This window comes from Corynebacterium sp. HMSC074C05 (genome assembly GCF_001838325.1).
Classification (GTDB): Bacteria; Actinomycetota; Actinomycetes; order Mycobacteriales; family Mycobacteriaceae; genus Corynebacterium; species Corynebacterium amycolatum.
The window spans coordinates 187,561-205,897 of sequence record NZ_KV836295.1 but is presented as its reverse complement, the minus strand read 5'-3'; the positions used below and the strand labels follow the sequence as shown (position 1 = coordinate 205,897).

Sequence of the window (18,337 nt, the reverse complement as noted above, 5' to 3'; positions counted from 1 at the left end):
AACCTCAATGCATTAGCACTGGAACACAACCAAGGAGCTTCATGTCGCAGTCGAGGACGACGGGCTTTGACGTCGTAAAGCAAATCGAAGGCGCGCGCGGACGTGCTGGCACCATCCACACCCCGCATGGCGATATTGCTACGCCGGCGTTCATTCCGGTCGGCACGAAGGCGACCGTGAAGACGCTCACGCCCGAGCAGGTGCGATCCACCGGCGCGCAGGCGATGCTGTCGAACGCGTACCACCTGTACCTGCAGCCCGGCGAGGAAATCGTCGACCAGGCCGGCGGATTGGCAAAGTTCTCCAACTGGAACGGTCCGACGTTCACCGACTCCGGCGGATTCCAGGTGCTCAGCCTCGGCGCGGGCTTTAAAAAGACCCTCGCGATGGACGTCACCGGCATGCAGAAAGACGACATCGTCGCCGAGGGCAAAGAGCGCAACGCGTTCGTCGATGAGGACGGCGTGACTTTCCGCTCGCACATCGATGGTTCCGAGCATCGCTTCACGCCAGAGGTGTCCATGCGCATTCAGCACGCGCTGGGCGCAGACATCATGATGGCATTTGACGAGCTCACCACGCTCATGAACACCCGCGGCTACCAGGAGGCATCCGTCGAGCGCACGCACCGCTGGGCGCGGCGTTGCCTGGAGGCTCACAACGAGCTGACAGTTTCGCGCGGTCAGGTCGACGGGCACGTCCATTCGCTTGACGACGGCCAGTTGCCCATCCAGCAGTTATTCGGTGTCGTGCAGGGTGCGCAGTACGAAGACCTGCGCCGCAAGGCCGCTCGTGGGCTAGTCGAGCTCTCCCGCGAGTTCGAGGACGCGGGCCAGCTCGGTTTCCACGGCTATGGCATTGGTGGGGCGATTGAGAAGCAGAATCTGGGCCTAATCTGCGGTTGGGTCAACGACGAGCTTCCCGACGACCGTGCCCGCCACCTACTGGGAATCTCGGAGCCGGACGATATTTTCGCCGCTGTCGAGGCCGGTGCCGACACCTTTGACTGTGTGGCTCCGACCAGGCTTGCCCGCCGTGGTGGTGTGTACACGCTCGATGGCCGGATGACCTTGACCAATGCCCGCTTCAAGAACGACTTCCGCCCCGTGGACGCGGAGGTGCCCTCCTACACTTCGCTGAATTACTCCCGGGCCTACCTGCATCATCTGTTGAAGGCTAAGGAGTACCTGGCCGGCACGCTGTGCACGATTCACAACCTGTTTTTCATGGTCAAGCTGGTGGAGAACATTCGCGCTGCGATTCTGGAGGACCGGTTCTTCGAGTACCGCGATGAGTTCATGGGCCGCTACTACGCCAACGGTGGTCGTGCGGTGGGGAATTAGGCGCTGGGTTGGGGCTCTGCTCTTACCTTTTCGCACTTCACGACACCTACGTCACCTCGTGCCAGCTGTGGAGGTGGCATGAGGTGACACCCGTGGCGTGAAGTGGAGGGAGCAACCGGAAAGGCCCCAAAACTAGACCTAGCTCTACTGCACGAGGCAGTCTCAACCGGCATCATGGAGGGCATGATCACGGTTGAACGACTCAGCAAGAAGTACGGCTCGAAATTAGCCGTCGATGACCTGTCCTTCACCGTTCCCGACGGTGTAGTGACAGGTTTTCTCGGCCCAAACGGCTCCGGCAAGTCCACCACCATGCGCTGCATGCTGGGCCTCGATGCCCCGACCACGGGCCAGGCCTTGTTCACCGGAACGGATTCGCAGGGCAACACCTACAGCAACCAGCCCTTTTCCACGCTGAGGAATAAGCCCAGCGTCGCCGGCGCGATTCTGGATGCGACGTGGCACAACAAGGCTCGTTCGGGTCGCGCTCATCTGCGGGCCCTCGCCCGCGGTGCCGGCATCCCCGACACCCGCGTGGAGGAGTGCCTCGAGCAAGTCGGCATGACCGAGGCCGCGAAGGACAAGGTCGGCGGCTATTCGCTGGGTATGAAGCAGCGTCTGGGAGTGGCGGCGGCATTGCTCGGCAAGCCGCAGCATCTGATCTTGGATGAGCCGGTCAACGGTCTCGACCCGGAAGGCGTCTCGTGGATGCGCCACACCATCAAGGCCCTGGCCGCACAGGGCTGCGCGGTTCTCGTGTCGTCGCACCTTCTTTCCGAGATGCAGCTCACGGCCGACCGCATCGTCGTCATCGGCCGCGGCCGCATGATTGGCGAGTACAGCATGGATGAATTCCTCGCTGACGGCACGGTCGTCGAAGTTGAGGTCGATGATCCGGCTCGGCTGCTGCAGGCGTTGGGGCCGGTGGCGCAGGGGGTTGACGTCGATAAGCAATTGTGCATTCCGCTTAACGACGGCATCAGCGAGCAGCAACTCCGCCGCGACATTGCGGCCGCTGCCCTGCGCGAGGGGCTGTTAGTGACACGGTTGAACACGAAGCGCGACAATCTGGAGGAGAAGTTCCTGGCTGCGACCCAGGACTCGCAGGAGTACCGCGCGCAGGCTATTGGGCAGTAGGGGAGTGACTGAGATGAGTTTTGGAAACGCTTTGCGGTCGGAATGGACGAAGCTAACCAGCCTGCGTGGCACGTGGGTGTATGTGGTGCTGTTGGTGGGCTCGATAGCTGGGCCGATGGTGGCTTTCAGCATGGCGGCCGATGATGGCTCGACCGCCGATTGGTCGTTGTTGCTGTTGGGGACGGTGATCTTCAACATGATTGTGATTGCCTTTGGCGGCTCTACCCTGGCGGGTGAGTACAACGATCAGATGAATGCGCATGCGTTCTTGACGCAGGACCGAAGGAGCCTGTGGCTGTCCGCGCGGATGACGTTGACGCTTGTGTTGATTGCTGTCTGTTGGGTCATCGGTGTGGCTCTCGCTTGGTTGTCGGTGACGGTTTCGCCGCGCGTGGAGTTCGAGAGCGGCAACGCGGCCCCGGACATGCTCGCTGGAGTGCTTGGCTTTGTTGTGTTTGGGCTGATTGCGATGTCGCTGGGAGTGTTGACGCGTTCGCGCGTGGCCGCTGTCGCTATTCCGCTGGTGTGGATCCTGGTGGTGGAAAGCATGCTGGAGTTCGCGGCGCTGGCGTATGCGATTTTCCGGCCACTGTGGCTGGTCACGCCGGGGGCGCGCATTCAGCAGTTGTCAACGCAGCTGGGCGGTCTGATGGCAAACCCGGAGAATCCACGTACTGGCTTTGAAGCAGGCATGACGCAGCCGATGTGGTTCAACATCGTGGTGCTGGTGGCCTGGATTGTTGTGGCTGTTGGCGTTGCTCATTGGGCCAATGCCAAGCGAGACGTGAAGTAAAAAGCAATAAGTGCCGCGACTACTCGCATCTCAGGCGAGGTCGCGGCACTTTTTTCGTCGTTAAGCGGGAACGTGCGTGTCGTAGTAGCCTTCGCGGCGCTTGACCCACGCGATGACGGCGTAGGTGATTGGCATGACTACGATTTCGACGGCGGTCTTCCAAATGAAGCCGACGATGACGTAGTTGACGAAGGTGCCCCAGGCGTCGATGCCGATCGCGGTGGCGGCGATGGAGCAGAAGATGAGCGTATCGACGAACTCACCAACCACAGTCGAGCCCATCAGGCGCGCCCAGAGAGCCTTTTCGCCAGTGCGCTTCTTAATGGCGTTGAGCGACCAGGCGTTGAGCAGCTGACCGACGACATAACCGGCCAGACCTGCGAGAACAAGCTGCGGGACGGTGCCCAGCACAGTGGCGAATGCTTCCTGATTTTCATACCACGGTGCCGCTGGGAGCTTGATGGCGGCAAAGAAGCAGAGCATTGCGCCGGCGAGGATGGCGAAACCGGTCCACACGGTGCGGCGGGTGGCTTTGTAGCCGTAGCACTCGGAAAGCACGTCGCCGATGACGTAGCTCAAGGGGAAGAGGAAGAAGGCACCGTCGGTGGCCAGGCCGAAGATTTCCACGCCCTTGGTGGCGGTGATGTTGGAGACGATCAGCACGCCGATGAAAATGGCCGTGAACATCGGGTACAGCGATTTCGGTACCGGGATGTGGCGTGGCGTGTGTGCTGCGGATTCGGGCTTAGTTGCGTTCTCGGGCGCGTGCGAGGTGCTCACAGCGGCAGCCTCGGCGTTGCCCGGCCCAGACTTGGGCAGGTTTTCGTTATTTGTCACGGAAGGGATATTACCGTGGTGTATATGCAGCAGAAACCTGATCCCGCGCAACCCACCGGCCGCTACGCCCCTTCGCCGACCGGTCGGCTGCACCTGGGAAACCTGCGCACCGCAGTGCTGGCCTGGGCGCACGCCCGCGCGCAGGGCGGCCGCTTCATCGTGCGTATCGAGGACATCGACCGCCAGCGCTCCCGCCCCGAGTATGAGGCGCAGCAGCTCGCCGATCTCGAGGCCATCGGCATCGACTGGGATGGCACGCCGATCCGCCAGTCCGAACGCTCTGAGCTGTATGAATCCGCACTTTCCGATCTCACGCAACGCAGCCTGACTTATCCCTGTTTCTGCACGCGCCGCGAAATCCTTGCCGCCTCCTCCGCGCCGCACGGCGTGCCAGGTCAGTATCCCGGCACCTGCCGTTCGCTTGACGACGAGCACCTCGCCGCGAAAAAGGCCGAATTTGCGGCGGCGGGGAGGAGGCCGTCGATACGCCTGAAATCGCAGGTGCGTGAGGGGACTGCGACCGATGAGCTGCATGGCGAGATTACCGCCCCGATCGATGACTTTGTCCTTCAGCGTGCCGATGGCATGTGGGCCTACAACCTCGCGGTCGTCGTCGATGATGCCGAGCAGGGTGTCACTGAAGTCGTGCGTGGTAATGACCTGATGTCCTCCGCGCCGCGCCAGGCGTACTTGGCTGGTCTTTTGGGGTATGCGGCGCCTTCGTTCGTGCACGTGCCGCTGGTGGTGAACTCTGAAGGACGGCGACTGTCCAAGCGTGATGGCGACGTGACTCTCGGCGAGGTGCCCGTGGATGCCGCGCAGCGGTGGATTTTGGATTCGCTCGGTGGCGGTAACGGTAGCGATGGTGGCGACGGTAGCGATGGTGGCGCGAGCGCAGAGCTCGACTCCATTGCCGACCTCCCTGAAGCCCTGCGTGCGGGTCTGGAAATTCCTCGCGGACAGGTGATTTTCTAGGGTCCGCTTCGTTACCCTCGGGGCATGCCTACTCTTCTTGTCGTCCACCATTCCCCGACCCCGCTCCTCCAAGAAGTCTTAAGCCACGCGCTCGAGGGTGCCAACGACCCCGCGCTAGAGGGCGTGGATGTCAAGGTTGTCGAGGCTCTCGATGCCACCATCGATGACCTGACCAGCGCCGACGCCATCCTTCTCGGCACCTCCGCCAACTTCGGTTACATCTCCGGCGCGCTGAAGCACTTCTTCGACACCACCTTCCGGGAGGCGCAGGAAGCCACCAAGGGTTTGCCATTTTCCTACTGGATCCGTGGCGGCTTCGACACCACCGGCGCGGAAAATGCCATGAAAACCATCACGACCGGCTACAAGTGGGAGCTTGTGGCCGAACCCGTCGTGTTTGTCGGTTCGCTTGACGACGACATCTCCGACCGCCTAGTAAATCTCGGTGGCACTATGGCTGCCCAAATTTTGGACTGATTGAAGATTTAGTGTCGAGGCCGTGAAATAATGGCCGAGTGAAAGATTCAGGGATGCAAGGGGCGCAAATGACGTCGTCAAGCGAGAAAAACCGCAAGCCCATGATGAGTCTGCTGGGGCCTGCGTTTGTGGCGGCGATTGCCTACGTGGACCCCGGAAATGTGGCTGCGAACCTGTCCGCGGGGGCGAGCTACGGATATCTGCTGCTGTGGGTGCTGGTGGTGTCCAACCTCATGGCGATGGTTGTGCAGTACCTGTCGGCGAAGTACGGCCTGGTGACGGGGCGGTCGCTGACTGCAGGTGTTGCCGACCGCTTCGGTTCGAACCGGCCGGGGCGACTGGCGTACTGGGTGCAGGCCGAGATTGTGGCAGCAGCGACGGATGTGGCGGAAATTATTGGTGGTGCCACGGCGCTGTATCTGCTTTTCGGAACGCCGATGCTGCTTGGCGGCGTCATTGTCGGCGTGGTCTCGCTGGGGCTGTTGCTGCTGCAGGGTGGGCGTTCGCAACGCACTTTTGAAGGCGTGATTGTGGCGTTCCTGCTGGTCATTACGGTGGGGTTCCTGGCCGGGCTGTTTGTCACGGGCTTGAGTCTCGGGGAGATGGCCAGCGGAATTCTGCCGCGCTTCCAAGGCGCGCACACCGTGGTACTGGCGGCGTCCATGCTGGGCGCGACCGTGATGCCGCATGCGGTCTATCTGCACTCCGGGCTGGTGCGCGACCGCGAGTACAAGGTGGAAGATGACGCCTCGCTGCGCCAACACCTGCGGGCCACGCGCATCGATGTCTTCGGTGCCCTCGTGCTGGCCGGGTCGGTGAATATCGGCATGCTGTGTCTTGCGGCCGAAGCGCTTCCGGGAGTGGAGGGGACTGACTCTATCGAAGGCGCCCACGCCGCTGTGACCAGCGCACTTGGTCCCGTGGTGGGCATACTTTTCGGCGTTGGGCTGTTGGCCTCCGGGCTGGCGTCGTCCTCTGTCGGCTGCTACGCCGGCGACCTGATTATGCGCGACCTACTGAAGGTGCACGTGCCGATGCTGGTGCGCCGCGTAGTTACCATCATTCCGGCGCTGCTCATTATCGCCAGCGGCGTGGAGCCGACGTGGGCGCTGGTGCTCAGCCAGGTGGTGCTGTCGATTGGTATCCCGTTTGCGCTGGTCCCGCTGGTGCGCATGACCTCCTCGCGTGCCGAGATGGGCATCTGGGCCAACACCCCACTACTGCGCCGGGTCGCGTGGATTATCTGTGGGCTCATTATCGCGCTCAACGTGGCGCTGGTGGTCCTGGTGCTGATGGGGAAGGGGTAGTCAGCGGGCGCGGTGGAAGGTAGTAGCTTCCGGGAGTGGCGGGGTGGGGGGCTTCGTCGTAAAGCGCGCGAGAGATGGTAGACAAAGCTGTCTAGTTGGTGTTAGGGTGGTCGGCACGATCACAAGATATCGACGAGAAATGGCCTTTGACAGCGTCGATAGGCAACCGCCCGATTCGCGGACCCGGTGCCCCAAAGGAAGATCAGCCCCACAGACCGCCTGCGGGGAAGAGCGAATAGGAGCGCCAAATGCACACCACAATAAGCGACGTCCACATCATCCACCTCAGCCGTCACACCGCTGACCTCCTCGTCGACGGCCGACCCGTCGCCATCCGGCTGCAAGAAGCCGACATCGACCCCCACTCCCGGAATCTCGTCCAACTCCCCGTCGACCCTGCCTTCTACGCCACCCTCCGCGGCCAACAACGCGCCGACTACCTCAGCGCCCACGTCCGCGACGGCGTACGCTACGGTCGCATCCTCTGGCACGAGCTTGACGACGGCCGACACTTCCTCACCATCCCCACCGTCGGCGGCTACCACGTGCACCAGGTCTTTGAGGTTCGCCGCAGCCGCGAAGGAGTGTGGAGTCGGCACTGAGCTTGGCTTGGTGGGCGCGGCGTGATGGACGTGGCGTTGCGTTGATGAGCGCGGCGCGGATGCGAGTGGGAACCTCTCCGCCTAGCCTTGGGCTATGCAGGTACGAGACTCCGCAACACCCCCGTTCTGGCCCACCGAAGGCGAAGGCGACTTCTACACCGACGCCGCCGCAGCCGTCGACCGGCTCACCGAAATCCACCGGGCAGGGATGGCCTACTTAGTCGAGCAGTACACCGCCGCCACTAACGGAAATTCCGGGAGTGGGCCGGTGCGCGCCTACTACCCCGAACTACGCTTCACCGTCCCGGCCGGCAGCGCCGTCGAGGATGTCGACCCCTCCCTGTCACACGGCTTCGTCGACCGCCCGGGAGTGTACGCCACCACTATCACCCGCCCGGTGATGTTCCGCACCTACCTCATCGAGCAAATCAACGACCTGCTCGCCAACCACGGCGGCGAAGTCGAGGTGCGCGTCTCCGACCAGCCCATCCCACTCCGGATGTGCCGCGGCTTCGATGCGGCTGCCGAAGAAGCGGCGGGGAGGGAAGGAGCGTCGGCAAGCACGTTGGCGGCAGTGGAGAAGACATTCACCCCCATCGACTCCGCCTGCATCGACGACACCATCGCCGACGGCGAAGCCGACTACCTGGGCCTTCTCATCAAACCTTTGAGCCTCTTTACCGCCCAGCGCATCGACCTCGCCCTCCAGCGACTCGAGCATTACACCGGGTCGCACGCCGCCAACATCCAGCGCTTCGTGCTGTTCACCAACTACCAACTGCACACGGACGTGTTCCTCGAGTACGCCGCCACCCTCACTCCCGGAAATCCCCACGGGTACACGGCGCTGGCGTGCCCGGGTGGGCAGCGCTACGACATCGGCGCCATCCCCACTCCCGGAATTTGCCGTCAGGACGCGCACGCCTCGCAGATGCCGGCGTACCACCTGCTTCGCGACGACCAATGCGGCATCACCATCATCGACATCGGCGTCGGCCCCTCCAACGCCAAGACCATCACCGACTGTCTCGCCGTCACGCGTCCGCACTGCTGGATGATGGTCGGACACTGCGCCGGCCTCGACGGCCGCATGCGCATCGGCGACATGATTCTCGCCAACGGCTACGACCGCGCCGACGGAGTCCTCGACAACTACGTGCCCCTGGAAAAGCCCATCCCGCCGATTGCGGAAATTCAGCTCGCCGTCACCAATGCACTCGCCCGCGTCTCCGGACTCACCGGCGATGAGCTGAAAAAGCGCCTGCGCACCGGCACCGTACTGTCGACCTCCGACCGCAACTGGGAGTGGCGCTCCCAGGCCGACCTCTACCGGGAGCTGCAGAAATCCACCGCCATCGGCGTCGAAATGGAATCCGCCACCATCGCCGCCAACGGCTACCGCTTCCGCGTGCCCTACGGCGCGCTGCTCAGCGTCTCCGACATGCCGCTGCACGACAAACCCAAACTCCCGAAATCTGCCCGCGAGTTCTACCAATCCTCCAAGGAAGAGCACCTCATGGCCGCCGTGCGCGCGTGCGAGGACATGGCCGCCGCTCCCGACACCCTCCACTCCCGGAAGTTGCGTCGGCCGGTGGGAGAGGTTGCGTTCCGGTAGGGCACTTTCGGGAGTGCGTCGTCAAGCCCGTTTGTGCAGATTGTGCATGCTTTACGACGGCTGTGGACAACGCCAAAAAGCGATTGAAGCCGTCCCCTCCCGGACGCTAGCCTTAGCCCCATGACGACATTGGGACTGCTCAGCGCGCTGGCGACACGGGGGATTGACGTACTCGCCGACCTGCGCGCCGCACTCCCGGAAAAATCCACCGGGCACCGGGAGTTGGCAGCCAGTATCGGCTTCGATCCCTTCCGGCTCAAGCGCCTGCTGCGTTGCGCCGAGCGGCTGTTCGGCACCGTCGAGGGCGATGTTGATGTCGAATCCCGCGACAAAGCCGTCGCGATTGCCCGGGAGCTAAAGCTGTCGCTGGACACGGTCATGCAGATCGACAAGCGCTCCGGGCAGCTCAACAATGTCGAAATCCGGGAGTACTACCGCCTGGACTTCACCCGCGCCGCCGCGGCCTACGACTTCGAGGGCCTCGACACCTACATGCGCACCAAGGTCAAGGAGCTCAACCGCACCGACGAGCCGCCGCAGCACCTGCGCGCCCACGTCTCCCGGAATCCGGACATCCGTGGGATGAAGCATCTGCAGGTCACCGGTCCGGCGAACATGATTGACGACCTGGTCGCGCCGCTGACCGTGCGCGCAGCCGAAATCGCCAAAGCGCACGAGGATTACACCCGGGATCGGTGTGTCGGTCAGGCGCTGGCAGAACGCCTGGCGCACGGGTCGGAGGGGCCGCTTGACGACGTCGATAAGCTCCGTTACCAGCCCGCGCTCATCGTAACCGCGCAAGACATCGTGGAGTACAGCCCGCGGTTTGCGGCGACCTCCAACGGGTCCGTCCTCACTCCCGGACAATTCGTCGAGGCGCTGCTCGCGGACACCGGCTGGGTGCTGGTCTACGACGAGCACAACACCCCGACCGACCTACTCCCGATGCACAACCCGCGTCTGGCGACGGAGGAGCAGCGCATTGCGATGATCCTCGACAACCCCATCTGTGCCTGGCCCGGGTGCCCGCGCCCCGCCCACGCCGGGCAGGCCCATCACCTGGTCGCCAGGAAAAACGGCGGCGCCACGACCATGGAAAACATGGTCATGACCTGCAAAGAACACAACGCCGCCAACGACGACGACAGACAAGGCCTCAACGGGCACCTCGAGCGTGACGACGGTTCCGGTGCGGTATACCGTCACCCGCCGTCTCCGCACGCGCCACCCGAATTCAACCTTGCCTTCCCGACGGCTCTCGCTGGGCGGGCCTACTCGGGCTACCGTCAGCGCGAATAGCTTTACAGATATACCCGTAGGGGGTATATGTTGGGGTATGGCTAATCAAACTTTTACTGTTACTGGCATGACATGCGGACACTGCGAGGCATCGGTGCGGGAGGAAGTCTCTGAACTCCCGGGAATCACCGATGTCCAGGTTGACCGCTCCCGGAATTTCCTTTCCGTGACCTCGGATGCAGACATTGACACCGCTGCCGTAATCGCAGCAGTGGATGAAGCTGGCTACAAGGCGGTCGCAAACTAACCCCCAAAAAAAGAGGAAAGTAGATGTCCGAGCAGCAACTTCTCACTCTTAATATCCCCGTCGGCGGGATGACGTGTGCGTCGTGCGCAAACCGTATTCAACGCAAGCTGAACAAACTTGATGGAGTTAACGCGAGCGTGAACTATGCGACCGAGAAGGCGCATGTGGAGGCGCCGGCGGACATCAACCCGCAGCAACTCATCGACACGATCGTGGCGGCGGGTTACACCGCTGAGCTTCCGAGGGAAGAGACCGCAGAGGAACCGGGAGCTGCTCCCGAAGAAAAAGACCGGGAGCTGCAGGACCTGCGCAATCGCGTCGTCGGCGCTGTCATCCTCACGGTTCCCGTCATCGCGATGTCGATGATTCCTGCCCTCCAATTCACTAATTGGCAGTGGCTGTGCCTCACGCTCTCGGCGCCGGTCTTTGTGTGGGCCGGCTGGCCGTTCCATCGCGCGACGCTGAAGAACCTGCGTCATGGTGAAGTCACCATGGACACGCTGATCACCATGGGTACGACCGCCTCGTTCCTCTGGAGCGTCTGGGCGTTGTTCTTCGGGCGCGCCGGGCTGCCGGGGCTTAAGCACGAGTTCCACTTAACGGTCACTCCCGGCGATGCTGATATGAACATCTACCTCGAGGCGATGGCCGGCATCATCATGTTTGTGCTGCTCGGTCGTTATTTCGAGAAGCGTTCTAAGCGCAATGCTGGTCAGGCGCTCCGGGAGTTGATGAAGCTCGGCGCCAAGGAGGTCTCCGTTCTCGAAAGTTCGGGAGTGGAGAAGAGGCTGCCCGTGGAGCAGCTCCGCCCGGGAGTGGTGTTCGTCGTTAGGCCTGGTGAGAAGATCGCGACGGATGGCGTTGTCGTGGAGGGCGCGTCGGCGGTGGATGCGTCGATGCTGACCGGCGAGCCGATGCCTGTCGAGGTCGGCCCTGGCGATGAGGTGACGGGGGCGACGATTAACACGTCTGGGCGGTTGCTCGTGCGGGCGACGCGCGTGGGCTCGGAGACGCAGTTGGCGCAGATGGCGGCGATGGTCGAGGCGGCGCAGACGGGCAAGGCACCGGTGCAGCGGCTAGCGGACCGGGTTTCGGGAGTGTTCGTGCCCGCCGTCATCGCGATCGCCGCGGTCACGCTCGGTGCGTGGTTACTCACGGGGCACGGCGCGAGTGAGGCGGTCACGGCTGCGGTCGCCGTGCTCATCATCGCGTGCCCGTGTGCGCTTGGCTTAGCGACGCCCACAGCGCTCCTGGTCGGCACGAGTGAAGGTGCCAAGGCGGGTGTGTTGCTGCGCGGCCCGGAGGTGCTGGAGTCGGCGCGGAAGGTCGACACGGTTGTGCTGGATAAGACCGGCACGGTGACTACGGGTGTGATGGAGGTGACGGAGGTTCCTCCCACTCCCGAAAATCTGCTGCCACTTGCCGCTTCGGTGGAAGCGGCGTCGCACCACCCGATTGCGCAGGCAATTGTGCGTGCGGCAGATCCGGATTCCCTACTCCCGGTTTCTGATTTCCGGGATATTCCGGGAGTGGGGGTTGAGGGCACCGTAGACGGCCACCGCATCGAGGTCGGCCGCTCCGGGGAAAATTCCGGGAGTGGGGGGACGGTGGTTGCGGTGCGCCGCGACGGCGAGCTCCTGGGCACGTTGGAGGTGTCGGATTCGGTGAAGCCGACGTCGGCGGCTGCGGTCGCGAAATTCCGGGAGTGGGGGGTGCGGCCGATTCTGCTGACCGGCGACGCCGCCACCCCTGCGTTTCGCGTTGCGGATGAGGTCGGTATTGCTCGCGAGGACGTGATTTCGGGAGTGATGCCGGAGGATAAGGTCGCGACGATTGAGAAGTTGCAGGCCAGCGGCGCGTCCGTGGCGATGGTCGGCGATGGCATCAATGATGCTGCGGCTCTTGCGCAGGCGGATTTGGGCATGGCGATGGGCACGGGCACCGATGTGGCGATGGAGGCTGCGGATATCACGCTGGTGCGTGGTGATTTGTTGGCGGCTGCGGATGCGCTGCGGCTGTCGCGCCGGACCCTCCGCACGATTCGGTCGAATCTTTTTTGGGCGTTTTTCTATAACGTTTTGGCAATTCCTGTCGCCGCGCTGGGGTTGTTGAATCCGATGTTGGCTGGCGCTGCAATGGCGTTTTCGTCGGTTTTTGTGGTCGGCAACAGTCTGCGTCTGCGCGGTTTTTCTCCGAGTCAACTAAATAATCAAAAGGAGTAACTCATGAGTGAGTCTTGTTGTTCGTCGCAATCGCATTCGCTTGACGACGATTCTTGCTGCCATGACACCACTGATCCCGGTTATCTCGCGGAGAAGCGGCGCTATGAGTCCCGTATCCGTCGCATCGAGGGGCAGGTTCGTGGCATTGGTCGGATGATTGAGAACGAAGAGTACTGTATTGATGTTTTGACCCAGATTTCGGCGGTGAATTCGGCGTTGAAGTCGTTGGCCTTAACTCTTCTGGATGCTCACCTTCATCACTGCGTGGTGCATGCGGCTGAGGGCGGCCCGGAGGAGTTGGATGCCAAGCTGGAGGAGGCATCGGCGGCGATTGCTCGACTGGCTAAGTAACTCCCGGAAAAATTCCGGGAGTGGGGTGGCCGTCGTGAAGCGAAACGGCGGTCAGCGGTCGGTGGTCGGGTGCCGTATTTTGCTGCCGGTTGTTGGTTGCACGGGTTGTGTCGGGAGTACCGCTTAGATTCGACGTTTGCACTGGTAGTCGGCGCGTTTTGGGAAAATCGGATTTGTTGGGTAGTCTTTAACGATGTTGGAGGATTCGACTAGCGGCCTATGTCACACGCCTGGAACGCGTGCGGGAGTCACATCCCTCGTGGGTTCAAATCCCACATCCTCCGCAGATTGAAAGCCCCCGGTTCGCGCCGGGGGTTTTCTTATATTTTCAGGCGTATGCGCCACTCCCGGAGTACAGTTAGTTTTGTATGTCGAAGCACGGAGTGGTCATTATGTTTAATAAGCGCCCGAGAATCCGAAGAGCCGGTCGCGACCGTACAGGTGCTCCTTTCGGTTCTTTAGGTTCTGGCCGGAATTTACGAGCTGCCATCGCGGCAGTGTCAGCTGCATCGCTTGCCGCGCTGGTGGCGGGTTGTGGTTCGGAGGCTCAGCAGAATTCGGCGCCGGTACTGCGGATTATGGGTCCGGCGGATGGTTCGGATCAGTATGCGCAGGCGGCGCAGAAGTGCTCGGATGCGTCGGGCGGGAAGTATCGCCTGGAGTATGACATTTCGGCGAAGCAGACGGATGATCAGCGTCTTCAGTTGGCTCGTCGCATTGTGGGCGGGGATTCCTCGTTCGACATTATGGGCCTTGATGTGACGTGGACTCCGGAGTTCGCGGAGGCGGGCTGGGCGCTCCCACTCCCGGAAGATATGGCCGAGCGCGTTACGGAGGGTACCCTGTCGGGTCCGTTGGACACTGCGACGTGGCAGGATCAGCTCTACGGGGCGCCGTTGAATACGAATACGCAGCTCCTGTGGTATCGAAAGTCGCTGGTAGATGGCCCGCCGAAGACGTGGGATGACTTAATCGCGACGGGGGAGCGGCTCGCCGATGAGGGCAAACCGTCGATGATTGGCGTCCAGGCTGCCCAGTTTGAGGGCTCGGTGGTGTGGCTCAATTCGATGACCGCGTCGGCGGGCGGTCAGCTAGTCGCACCGGATGGGCAGTCGGTCACGATCGCGGATAACGATGCCGCGGAGCGCGCCCTGGACACCATGCACCGCGTGGCCACGGCGAAGGGGCATGATCCGTCGATTTCGCAGTCGGATGAGAACCAGGCTCGTCTGGCATTTGACCGCGGCGATGCATTTGCGCAGGTGAATTACCCATTCGTGTATGCCGGTGCGAAGGAGAAGGCGGAGTCGGGAAGTCAGGTGGCCAAGGAGGTCTTCGAAGACATGGCCTGGACCACCTACCCGGCGATGGATGAGGGCACACCGGCGCAAGTCACGATTGGTGGCCTTAACCTTGCGGTGCCGTCGACGTCGAAGCACCCGGAGCTCGCTTTCGAGGCCATCGACTGCCTGCGCAATGAACAAAACCAGCTCAACAACGCGTTGAAGGGTGGTCTGCCGCCGACGTTGGCGAAGCTTTACACGCAGGCCACGGATGAATTCAAGGAGGAATACCCGTTTTACCGCGAGATTTACGAGCAGTTGAACACGTTGGAGGAATCCGATTCGGCTGAGCTGTCGCAGGAGGAGCGGGCGCTGTTGCCGTCGCCACGCACGGCCGGTGTGGTGACGCGCCCGAAGTCCCCTGCGTACCAGTCGTTGTCGATTTTGATGGCGTCGCGCATTAGTCCGCCGGAGGATATTGATGCGAAAACGCTGGTCGGCACGCTTGATGAGGAACTTCAGGCGGCCGTGAACTCGGAAGGCCTGGTGCCGTAAATGTCTGATAAATCTACGAAAACTAAGTCCACGCTTTCCGACGGGCGCCGCGCCGAGCGTCGCCTCGGTCTGCTGTTGGTGGCTCCTGCGCTGATTTTGATGCTGGCGGTGACGGCGTACCCCATTGGGTACGCGATTTGGCTGTCGCTGCAGCGCTACGATCTGCGTTTCCCCGATGACCGCGAGTTTATCGGTCTGCAGAACTACGCATCCGTGTTGACCAGCAGTTATTGGTGGGAAGCGCTGGGCGTGACGGCATTTATCACGCTGATTTCGGTGGCGGTTGAGCTGGTGCTTGGCATGGCTATCGCGATGGTGATGTACCGCGCGATTTTCGGCCGCGGCCTGATCCGCACGGTGGTGTTGATTCCGTACGGCATCGTCACGGTGGCGGCGGCGTACTCGTGGAATTACGCGTGGACGCCGGGGACGGGGTATCTCGCCAATTTGCTTCCCGACGGCACCGCGCCGCTAACGGAGCAATGGCCGTCGATATTTATCATTATCGGTGCTGAAATTTGGAAGACGACTCCATTCATGGCGCTGCTGCTTCTTGCGGGTCTGGCGCTGGTGCCTGACGACGCGCTGAAGGCAGCCGAGTTGGATGGTGCGGGCTTCTGGCAGCGCTTTTTCAAGATCACGTTGCCGCTGATGAAGCCATCGATTGTGGTGGCTCTGCTGTTCCGCACTCTGGATGCTTTCCGAGTGTTCGACAACATCTACATTCTGACCAAGGGCAATAATGGCACTGGTTCGGTGTCGATTCTGGGTTACAACAACCTGTTTAAGGCGTTCAACCTGGGTATTGGTTCAGCAATTTCGGTGTTGATCTTCGTGTGCGTGGCGCTGATTGCGATTGTGTTCGTCAAGGGCTTCGGGGCCTCGTCGCCGAGCGCGGCCGCGGGCAAGAATAATTAGGAGGCGATTGCAGTGCACAACACGGATAAGACACCGAAGCAACGCGTCGCATGGACAATCGGCATCGCCTTGGTGGTCATTTACGCGCTGGTGCCGGTGCTGTGGATCGCCAGCTTGTCGTTCAAACCGACAACCGATCTGCACGATGGCCACTTAATCCCGCGCAATTGGACGTTGGATAACTACCGCGGCATCTTCCAGACCAGTGAATTTACCCGCGCGCTGATCAACTCGATTGGTATTGGGCTGATCACAACGCTGCTGGCGGTAATTGTCGGCACGATGGCGGCCTACGCAATCGCTCGCCTGGAGTTTCCAGGCAAGTCGGTGATTTTGGGAGTCTCGCTGCTGATTGCCATGTTCCCGCAGGTCTCCCTGGTCAGCCCGTTGTTCGACATCGAGCGCAAGCTCGGTCTGTTCGACACCTGGCCGGGCCTGATTCTGCCGTACATCACTTTCGCACTCCCGATGGCGATCTTCATTCTGTCCTCCTTCTTCCGGGAGATCCCCTGGGAGCTGGAGAAGGCGGCGCAAATGGACGGCGCGACCCCTTTCCAGGCATTCCGCCTGGTGGTGGCGCCGCTGGCGATTCCGGGAATCGTCACCGCTGCAATTCTGGTATTCATCTTCGCGTGGAATGACTTCCTGTTGGCGGTGTCGTTGACCTCGACGGAGGCGGCGCGTACGGCGCCGGCGGCGATGGCGAACTTCACCGGCTCGTCGCAATTTGAGGAGCCGACCGGTTCCATTGCTGCTGCCGCGATTGTCATCACCATTCCGATTGTCATCTTTGTGGTTATTTTCCAACGTCGAATTGTCGCTGGTCTTACCTCCGGCGCAGTGAAGGGCTAAAGAAGGTTAGGGCTAAAAATGGCTGAAATTGAACTAAAGCACGTGTACAAGCGCTTTCCTGATGGTCACATCGGTGTGGAAGACGCGAATCTCAAAATCGACGACGGCGAGTTCATCATCCTCGTCGGCCCCTCCGGTTGCGGTAAGTCGACGATGCTGAACATGATTGCAGGGCTGGAGGACATCTCCGAAGGTGACCTGCTCATCGACGGCGAGCGCATGAACGATGTCGCTCCGAAGGACCGCGATATCGCCATGGTGTTTCAGTCCTACGCGCTGTACCCGCACATGAACGTCCGTGAGAACATCGCTTTCCCGCTCAATCTGGCGAAACTACCGAAGAAGGAAATCGAGAAGAAGGTCAACGAGGCCGCCGAAATTCTCGATCTGACGGAGTTCCTCGACCGCAAGCCCGCGCATCTCTCGGGTGGTCAGCGTCAGCGCGTGGCGATGGGCCGCGCCATCGTCCGCCGACCGAAGGTCTTCCTCATGGACGAGCCGCTCTCAAACCTGGACGCCAAGCTCCGCGTCCAGATGCGCACCGAAATTGCCCAGCTGCAGGAACGCCTCAGCACCACCACTGTCTACGTCACCCACGATCAAACTGAGGCCATGACGTTGGGCGACCGCGTCGTCGTGCTGAAAAAGGGCGTTATCCAGCAAATTGGCGCTCCGCAAGAGCTCTACCACCGACCGGTCAACGTCTTCGTCGCCGGCTTCATCGGCTCGCCCGCCATGAACTTCCTGCCTGCTACTGTGCTTGACGACGGCCACAGCGTCGACACCGCCCTGGGCCACCTGCCACTCCCGGAAAAATTTGCCCCGGGTCGGAAGGTTATCGTCGGCTTGCGACCAGAGGCTTTCGAAGACGCCGCCCTGACCGACGACAATTGCGATGCACCAACGGTCGAGGTCGAGGTGTCCGTCCTGGAGGCGATGGGCTCCGAGCAGTTCATTCACTTCCCACTCCCGGAAATTGATTTGAAGGGGCATGCCGCAGCTGAGGAGGCTGGCCTGGCGGATAACCCGCACGCCATGTTGGTGGCTCGAGTCGATGCGGAGTCGAATGTGCGTCGAGGTCAGAAGATTACATTGGCCATCAACACGGACAAGTTGAATGTCTTTGATTCTGAGTCGGGTGAGAACTTGGCGTTGAAGGCTAAGAACCAAGACTAAAACTGTCGGCCAAACAGTGGCGTGACAAAGTGTCGGCCTGACAGTGGCGTGACTTTTTGTACGTAGCTGTAGTAGGCTGTCTTCACGGATCCCATGTGGCGTCCATCTCGTGAACTCCCCCAGGGCAGGAATGCAGCAAGGGTCAGCGAGCTCTGACGGGTGCGTGGGGTCCCCTTTTTTATCCCCGGCGTTCTTCTGTCACTTGTGGCAAGGTTTCGGGCACTTGTCGACGGTTTCCTGTGACCTATCGATGTTTTTCGGCACTTATCCCCGCGATATTGGCCAGGCCATTTCACCTATCGATGAGCTATTCACTTATGGCCACGCTGCAGCGCATCGATAGGTGAA

Annotated in this window: 17 protein-coding genes, 1 tRNA gene, 1 other RNA gene and 1 riboswitch; of the genes, 18 read left to right on the top strand and 1 reads right to left on the bottom strand. The window is 61.5% G+C overall.

The genetic code is table 11. The features are described 5' to 3' along the window. Window positions 1-41: 41 nt before the first annotated feature. The 3 genes from tgt to HMPREF3042_RS09045 all read left to right on the top strand — a co-directional run bounded on the left by tgt (window position 42) and on the right by HMPREF3042_RS09045 (window position 3,273). Window positions 42-1,343, top strand: a complete 1,302-nt coding sequence (tgt, locus tag HMPREF3042_RS09055) for a tRNA guanosine(34) transglycosylase Tgt (protein WP_070856876.1) — start codon at window positions 42-44, stop codon at window positions 1,341-1,343. Window positions 1,344-1,517: 174 nt separating this feature from the next. Then, entirely contained in the window at window positions 1,518-2,480 is a 963-nt protein-coding gene (locus tag HMPREF3042_RS09050) for an ABC transporter ATP-binding protein (RefSeq protein WP_210403446.1), read from the top strand. Window positions 2,481-2,493: 13 nt separating this feature from the next. Further along, the gene (locus tag HMPREF3042_RS09045) at window positions 2,494-3,273 is read left to right on the top strand and encodes an ABC transporter permease (protein ID WP_070857044.1); all 780 of its coding nucleotides are present in this window, start codon (window positions 2,494-2,496) and stop codon (window positions 3,271-3,273) included. A gap of 60 nt (window positions 3,274-3,333) precedes the next feature. On the opposite strand, the gene HMPREF3042_RS09040 is transcribed toward HMPREF3042_RS09045, so the two are convergent. Further along, a complete protein-coding gene (locus HMPREF3042_RS09040; RefSeq protein ID WP_048731352.1) occupies window positions 3,334-4,110 on the bottom strand; it encodes a queuosine precursor transporter in 777 nt (258 codons plus the stop codon). Window positions 4,111-4,134: 24 nt separating this feature from the next. Here HMPREF3042_RS09040 and gluQRS point away from each other — a divergent pair, with 24 nt between their 5' ends. The 15 genes from gluQRS to ffs all read left to right on the top strand — a co-directional run bounded on the left by gluQRS (window position 4,135) and on the right by ffs (window position 18,167). Continuing rightward, window positions 4,135-5,085 carry a tRNA glutamyl-Q(34) synthetase GluQRS gene (gene gluQRS / locus HMPREF3042_RS09035; RefSeq protein WP_070856875.1) on the top strand — a complete coding sequence of 317 codons (951 nt, stop codon included), beginning with the start codon at window positions 4,135-4,137 and terminating at the stop codon, window positions 5,083-5,085. Window positions 5,086-5,109: 24 nt separating this feature from the next. Beyond that, a complete protein-coding gene (locus HMPREF3042_RS09030) occupies window positions 5,110-5,562 on the top strand; it encodes a flavodoxin family protein (RefSeq protein WP_070856873.1) in 453 nt (150 codons plus the stop codon). A 53-nt stretch (window positions 5,563-5,615) separates the two neighbouring features. Next, window positions 5,616-6,869 (top strand): Nramp family divalent metal transporter, encoded by a 1,254-nt coding sequence (locus tag HMPREF3042_RS09025; protein WP_256381198.1) that lies wholly within the window; start codon window positions 5,616-5,618, stop codon window positions 6,867-6,869. A 117-nt stretch (window positions 6,870-6,986) separates the two neighbouring features. Beyond that, a riboswitch (SAM riboswitch) is annotated at window positions 6,987-7,107 on the top strand. 10 nt (window positions 7,108-7,117) lie between these two features. After that, window positions 7,118-7,471 (top strand): hypothetical protein, encoded by a 354-nt coding sequence (locus HMPREF3042_RS09020; RefSeq protein WP_038627330.1) that lies wholly within the window; start codon window positions 7,118-7,120, stop codon window positions 7,469-7,471. Between the two features lie 94 nt (window positions 7,472-7,565). Continuing rightward, a complete protein-coding gene (locus HMPREF3042_RS09015) occupies window positions 7,566-9,086 on the top strand; it encodes an AMP nucleosidase (RefSeq protein WP_070601679.1) in 1,521 nt (506 codons plus the stop codon). Window positions 9,087-9,206: 120 nt separating this feature from the next. Beyond that, window positions 9,207-10,385 carry an HNH endonuclease signature motif containing protein gene (locus tag HMPREF3042_RS09010; protein ID WP_070601678.1) on the top strand — a complete coding sequence of 393 codons (1,179 nt, stop codon included), beginning with the start codon at window positions 9,207-9,209 and terminating at the stop codon, window positions 10,383-10,385. A 37-nt stretch (window positions 10,386-10,422) separates the two neighbouring features. Continuing rightward, window positions 10,423-10,632, top strand: a complete 210-nt coding sequence (locus HMPREF3042_RS09005; RefSeq protein WP_049172422.1) for a heavy-metal-associated domain-containing protein — start codon at window positions 10,423-10,425, stop codon at window positions 10,630-10,632. A 23-nt stretch (window positions 10,633-10,655) separates the two neighbouring features. Further along, complete coding sequence (locus HMPREF3042_RS09000; protein WP_070856870.1) at window positions 10,656-12,854, top strand: heavy metal translocating P-type ATPase; 2,199 nt, start codon at window positions 10,656-10,658, stop codon at window positions 12,852-12,854. A gap of 3 nt (window positions 12,855-12,857) precedes the next feature. Continuing rightward, window positions 12,858-13,205 carry a metal-sensitive transcriptional regulator gene (locus HMPREF3042_RS08995; RefSeq protein WP_016421867.1) on the top strand — a complete coding sequence of 116 codons (348 nt, stop codon included), beginning with the start codon at window positions 12,858-12,860 and terminating at the stop codon, window positions 13,203-13,205. A gap of 198 nt (window positions 13,206-13,403) precedes the next feature. After that, window positions 13,404-13,489, top strand: a tRNA-Ser gene (locus tag HMPREF3042_RS08990). An 84-nt stretch (window positions 13,490-13,573) separates the two neighbouring features. Further along, entirely contained in the window at window positions 13,574-15,043 is a 1,470-nt protein-coding gene (locus tag HMPREF3042_RS08985; protein WP_246822398.1) for an extracellular solute-binding protein, read from the top strand. After that, window positions 15,044-15,961: a carbohydrate ABC transporter permease gene (locus tag HMPREF3042_RS08980; RefSeq protein WP_070856868.1), complete on the top strand. Its 918-nt coding sequence runs from the start codon at window positions 15,044-15,046 to the stop codon at window positions 15,959-15,961. A gap of 12 nt (window positions 15,962-15,973) precedes the next feature. Further along, the gene (locus tag HMPREF3042_RS08975; RefSeq protein WP_168168137.1) at window positions 15,974-16,813 is read left to right on the top strand and encodes a carbohydrate ABC transporter permease; all 840 of its coding nucleotides are present in this window, start codon (window positions 15,974-15,976) and stop codon (window positions 16,811-16,813) included. A gap of 18 nt (window positions 16,814-16,831) precedes the next feature. Continuing rightward, window positions 16,832-17,989 carry an ABC transporter ATP-binding protein gene (locus HMPREF3042_RS08970; protein WP_070856863.1) on the top strand — a complete coding sequence of 386 codons (1,158 nt, stop codon included), beginning with the start codon at window positions 16,832-16,834 and terminating at the stop codon, window positions 17,987-17,989. 83 nt (window positions 17,990-18,072) lie between these two features. Continuing rightward, window positions 18,073-18,167: signal recognition particle sRNA small type (ffs, locus tag HMPREF3042_RS08965), an RNA gene on the top strand. Window positions 18,168-18,337: the final 170 nt, after the last annotated feature.